Raw genomic sequence first — 5377 nt, 5'->3', positions numbered from 1 at the left:
GCGAGGGAGCTCGTCGGATCGCCGCACCGTCCCGCTGGGCTGCGAAGCGGCCCTAAAAGGGACTGCTGCGCAGCCCAGCGGGAGAAACCTGATTCAGCCGTTTGTTGAACTCCAGCCAAACCGCCAGCAAAGCCATCAACCCGGCACCCGCCAGCGCGGTGAAAATCTGCATGGCGAACGCGTCGTCCGTCAGCGCATTGATCATGTCCGCCAGCGGCGCGAGCAATACGCCCAGGCAGAAAATCTCCAATGAAAAACGGCCCATGCGACAGCTTTGCTGCGCCAGCCAGTTTTGCGTCCATCCCGTGTCGGGCAGCAGTTTCGCGGTGACATACGCCAGCGCCAGGAAGTGCAACAAACGCTGGGGCGACAGGTTGGTCTTGCTGATCGGGTACAGCAGATTGCTCAAGCTCGACGGCAGCAAGGCGTCGTGGAGGTACGGCCAGCGCCACAGGACGGTCAGCACCCCGGCGGCCATTACGTACAGCGCCGCGCTCATGAACAACGGCTGGCGCCACAGCGGTCGGCTGTCGGACTCGCGCGGGCGTTGGGAGTGAATGGCCGCGGCGCCACCGAGGACAAACAGCAATTGCCAGGCAACAGGGTTGAAGTACCACACCCCATCCTTGATGGCAGCCAGGTTCCAGTCTGCCAACGGCACCATCAGGTACAACGCGACTGACATCGCCACCACCACCCAGGTCTTGCGCACCAGTATCGGCAGGACCAGCGGCAAACCCGCCAGCAGCACAATGTACAGCGGCAACGGGTCCATCAGGTTCGGTTTGAAGCGCAACAGCAGTTCATCGATCAGGGCCTGCTGCGGGTCGCTGATGAAGTGGTGCATGCCCATTTCTTCGACCAGGTCGCGGGTTTCCACGTGGCTGTTGGCGAAGAACACGATGCCCATCAGCATCGCCAGCAAAAAAATATGCACCACGTACAGCACCCAGGCACGGCGCAGGATTTTCACGCAGGCAATCAAAAAGCCTTCGCGCGCCAGGATTTTGCCGTAGGCCAGCACCGCCGCGTAACCAGCGAGAAACACGAAGACCTCGGCGGCATCGCTGAAGCCGAAGTTGCGCAGGGTAATTTGACCCAAAGGGTTGTGGGGCACGTGATCCCAAAAGATGAAGATCAGTGCCAGACCGCGAAAAAAGTCGATCCGGTGATCGCGCACTAACGTCATGACGGCAGGCTCGTAAACGGGGTGTTGAACAAAGGAGTGGTCGGGGCGACAGAGTTTAACTGCCGCTCATCGGCGGCGCGCAGGGTGGACTGATTCGCCCTCAATTGCAAAGTCGGGGTATTTCGGAATGTCTCCTGGCCGGGGCCGAGGGGGTAACCGCTGGTCTGAAAGGTGCGACAACCTGCGAATTCTGACAGTAGACAAGCTCCAATACATATGAGTCGCAACGGGTTCCAGCAAAGGATCGTCAGCATGAGACGTCTGTGGCGTGGGTTTTCCAGCTACACGGTGATCGGGGTCGCCAACACCCTGATTCACTGGCAGATCTTTTTCCTGCTCAGCGTGGCTGCCGGGTTCAGCCAGGCGGTCAGCAATCTGGTGGCGTTTTGCGTGGCCGCCTCGTTTTCCTTTTACATGAATGGGCTCTACACCTTTGACAGCAAGCTGTCGGTTGGCGGTTATCTGCTGTTCATGGCAGCGATGGGCGCGTTGAGTTACGGCGTCGGTCATGCCGGTGATGTGTGGCGACTGCATGGTTTGCTGACCGTGGCGCTGTTTTCCGCGTTGAGCCTGGTGCTCGGTTTCCTGTTTTCCAAGTACGTGGTGTTCCGCGAGCGTGGCGTATGAAGGTCTCGCTGATCGTCCCGGTGTTCAACGAAGAGCAGTCGATCAACCTGTTTTATCAGGCGGTGCGCCGTGAATTGAAACTGGGCGATATCGACGTCGAAATCGTCTTCATCAACGATGGCAGTTCCGACCGCACTGCTGAGCAGGCCGCAGCCCTGGCAGAGTCGGATGATCAGGTGATGCTGATCAATTTCTCCCGCAACTTCGGCAAGGAGCCGGCACTGTTCGCCGGACTGGAGCATGCCACCGGTGATGCGGTGATCCCGATGGACGTCGACCTGCAGGACCCGATCAGCGTGATCCCGTTGCTCATCGAAAAATGGCAAAAAGGCGCCGATGTGGTGTTGGCCAAGCGTCGCGATCGACGGTCTGACAGCTATTTGAAGCGGCACAGTGCGTCGCTGTTCTACCACCTGTTGAATCGCATTTCGTACACGCGCATCGAAGAGAACGTCGGAGATTTCCGCCTCATGGACCGCAAGGTGGTCGATGTGATTCGCGCGTTGCCCGAGCATCAATTGTTCATGAAAGGCGTGCTGTCCTGGGCCGGCTTCAACACCGTTGTAGTCAGCTACGAGCGCGCCCCGCGAGTAGCGGGCAACAGTAAATTCAATGGCTGGAAACTGTGGAACCTGGCGCTGGAAGGGGTCACGTCGTTCAGCACCGTGCCGTTGCGGCTCTGGACCTATGTCGGTGGTCTTGTGTCATTGTTCGCTGTGCTGTACGCGGTGTACATGGTGCTGGACAAGATTGTCTACGGCAACAGCGTCCCCGGTTACCCCTCTTTGATGACCGCCATTCTGTTCCTTGGAGGCGTGCAACTGATCGGCATCGGCATCCTCGGCGAGTACATCGGGCGGATCTACATCGAGGCCAAGCATCGGCCGCGGTATGTCATCAAGGACATCGTAAAAAGTACCCACAAGACGACAGAAAAACCCGCGATGACCAAAAGCCTGTGAGCACGATAACGCGGGTGGCTGAGATGCCTGTGAGCCAGCAGCGGCTGTACCGTGCGGGATTGATGGCGTTGGTTATGCTGGCGCTGTTGCTCAGGTTCCACGGGATGTCTGTTCCGGTGATCTGGTATGACGAAGCCTTCAGTGTGTTGCTGAGTGAGCGCTCGCCGGCGCTGATCTGGGCCGCAACGGCCCGTGACGTTCACCCGCCGCTCTATTATGTGATTCTGCATTACTGGGTGCTGTTGTTTGGTCACAGCGTGATTTCCTTGCGCGGGCTGAGTGCGGTGGCGGACGTGGGGGCGCTGATGCTTTGCCTCAAACTGATGAGCCTCGTCGCGACGCGCAGAGCGACGATCTTTGCCGGACTGATGCTGGTGCTGTTGCCGCTCTCGCTTCGCTATAGCCAGGAAGTGCGCATGTACACCTTGCTCGGCTTTTGGCTGATGGCGGCGACGGTCGCTTTGGTGTGCTGGAGCCGGCAGCCGCAAGCGCGGCTTTACGCGATTGCCTATGTCCTGCTGATGGCTGCGGCGTTTTACACCCACTACTTTGCCGCGCTGTGTGTGTTAGTACATTGGCTGTACTGGTCGGGATTTGGGGATGGTGAGCCGGCGGCGTTGCCCATTCGAAAATGGCTGATGGCCAATGTCGCGATAGTCGCGCTCTACCTGCCCTGGTTGCCCAATCTCATTGATCAGCTCAGACGTATGGATGGGCTCGAGTGGGTGGCACCCACAACCTGGGAGATGCTGCCGGGGCTTGTTTCGCGCTGCATCATGATGGTGTCGGCGACCGGTGGCGGGTTGTGGTGGGCGGTGCTGGTCACTGCATTGATGCTCGCCTGTTGTGGCCTGGCATTGCGGTACGGGCGTGCTGATCGCCGCTCGACGTTCCTGTTGATGGCTTATTTCTTTGTGCCGGCCATCGCGGTTTTTCTGGTGTCCTTGATCATTCCGGTGTTCGTCACGCGTTACCTGGTGTTTGCCGCACTCGGCTTGCCTCTGCTTGCGGCGCTCGCCCTGGATGGACTGGCAAAACAGCGGCCGCTGATGGCTTACCTCTGTCTGAGTCTGTTTCTAGCCGCCGAGGTGCATGGCGCACTGAAGGTCTATGCACAGGAGGACGGTTTGAATGGTACCGACGTTCGCAAGTTGGCCTGGCTGGATTCGGTGGCAGAGGGCATCAATCGCCAGGCCCAGGCAGGCGATGAGATCGTGGTCGATGGTCTGTTCTGGTATCTGCCTTTCACTTACTACAACGCCACGGGTATCCAGCCAAGGCTCTACATCTCCCGTTCGCCGGACGGGACGCCGCAGGGGCCTTACGACTATGGCGGCTGGCGCCTCATTCCGCAGCGTCTGGACTGGATTTTTTTCAGCAATGTATCGACCTTGAAGCCCGTCGCCAAAAGAATCTGGTGGGTGACGGGCAAGCCCAGGCCCGAGGACGTAGTGACATTCCCCAAGGACTGGAAGCAGACGCTGACGGTCAAAGGGAATGAAGCCGAAGCTCGCCTGTTCATTCTGGACGGCGGACGCTGAAGTCATCCCAAATCTTCAGCGCCGCACTATCGGCGTCAGGCCGCCGCAATCTCATTGGGCTCGAAACTGTCCGCCCGCGCCATCTGCCACATCCGCGAATAGAACTCGCCATTCACTTCGCCGGTCAGCAACTCACCGGGTTTGAGGAACACATGCAGTTGCGAGAACAACTTGATTTCGGTCGCCGACATGCGCCGCACCAGGTGCTTGGCCGACAATTGCGATGGATGTTCGAGACCGGCCGCAGCGAGCATTTCGGCCAGGCCCTTGAGGGTGTTGCGGTGGAAGTTGTAGACGCGCTGGGCCTTGTCCGGCACCACCAGCGCGCGCTGACGCAGGGCGTCCTGAGTCGCGACACCGGTCGGGCATTTGTTGGTATGGCAGCTTTGCGACTGTATGCAGCCGATGGCGAACATGAAACCGCGTGCCGAGTTGGCCCAGTCGGCACCGATGGCCAACACGCTGGCGATGTCGAAAGCGCTGACGATCTTGCCGCTGGCGCCGAGTTTGATCTTGTCCCGCAGATTCAGGCCGACCAGCGTGTTGTGTACGAACAGCAGACCTTCACGCATCGGCACGCCGATGTGATCGGTGAATTCCACGGGCGCCGCGCCGGTGCCGCCTTCCTTGCCATCGACGACGATGAAGTCCGGGAGAATGCCGGTTTCCAGCATCGCCTTGGCAATACCCATGAACTCCCACGGATGCCCCAGGCAGAACTTGAAGCCCACCGGTTTGCCGCCGGACAGCTCACGCAATTGCTGGATGAAATGCATCAATTCGATCGGCGTGGAAAACGCACTGTGGCGAGACGGCGAGATGCAGTCTTCACCCATCAGGATGCCGCGGGTCTCGGCGATTTCCCGGGTGACCTTGTGCTTGGGCAAGATTCCGCCGTGACCGGGTTTGGCGCCCTGGCTCATCTTGATTTCGATCATCCGTACTTGCGGTGTTTGCGCCTGTGCGGCGAAGCGTTCCGGGTCGAAGCGGCCGTCGCTGGTGCGGCAACCGAAGTAGCCGCTGCCCAGTTCCCAGGTCAGGTCGCCGCCGTGTTCGCG

The 5377-nt window shown here is 59.5% G+C and carries 5 protein-coding genes; 3 read left to right on the top strand and 2 right to left on the bottom strand.

The features are described 5' to 3' along the window. Positions 1–52 precede the first annotated feature (52 nt). Positions 53–1189 carry an OpgC domain-containing protein gene (locus D8V06_RS15655; protein ID WP_130931262.1) on the bottom strand — a complete coding sequence of 379 codons (1137 nt, stop codon included), beginning with the start codon at positions 1187–1189 and terminating at the stop codon, positions 53–55. A 252-nt stretch (positions 1190–1441) separates the two neighbouring features. On the opposite strand from D8V06_RS15655, the gene D8V06_RS15650 reads away from it, so the two are divergent. The 3 genes from D8V06_RS15650 to D8V06_RS15640 are packed head-to-tail and all read left to right on the top strand — an operon-like array spanning position 1442 to position 4319. Next, positions 1442–1816: a GtrA family protein gene (locus tag D8V06_RS15650; RefSeq protein ID WP_130907899.1), complete on the top strand. Its 375-nt coding sequence runs from the start codon at positions 1442–1444 to the stop codon at positions 1814–1816. Further along, complete coding sequence (locus D8V06_RS15645) at positions 1813–2778, top strand: glycosyltransferase family 2 protein (protein ID WP_130931261.1); 966 nt, start codon at positions 1813–1815, stop codon at positions 2776–2778. Before D8V06_RS15650 ends, D8V06_RS15645 begins: the two co-directional genes overlap by 4 nt. Positions 2779–2801: 23 nt before the next feature. Beyond that, positions 2802–4319, top strand: coding sequence for a glycosyltransferase family 39 protein (locus D8V06_RS15640; RefSeq protein WP_241667827.1), 1518 nt, complete (start codon positions 2802–2804; stop codon positions 4317–4319). A gap of 35 nt (positions 4320–4354) precedes the next feature. On the opposite strand, the gene D8V06_RS15635 is transcribed toward D8V06_RS15640, so the two are convergent. Then, positions 4355–5377: FMN-binding glutamate synthase family protein (locus tag D8V06_RS15635; protein ID WP_130931259.1), on the bottom strand; the 1023-nt coding region annotated here is incomplete at its 5' end.

This window comes from Pseudomonas sp. Sample_24, from assembly GCF_004307605.1.
GTDB lineage: Bacteria > Pseudomonadota > Gammaproteobacteria > Pseudomonadales > Pseudomonadaceae > Aquipseudomonas.
Note: the sequence above shows the minus strand (reverse complement) of the source record. Positions and strands in the feature narration are given on the sequence as shown.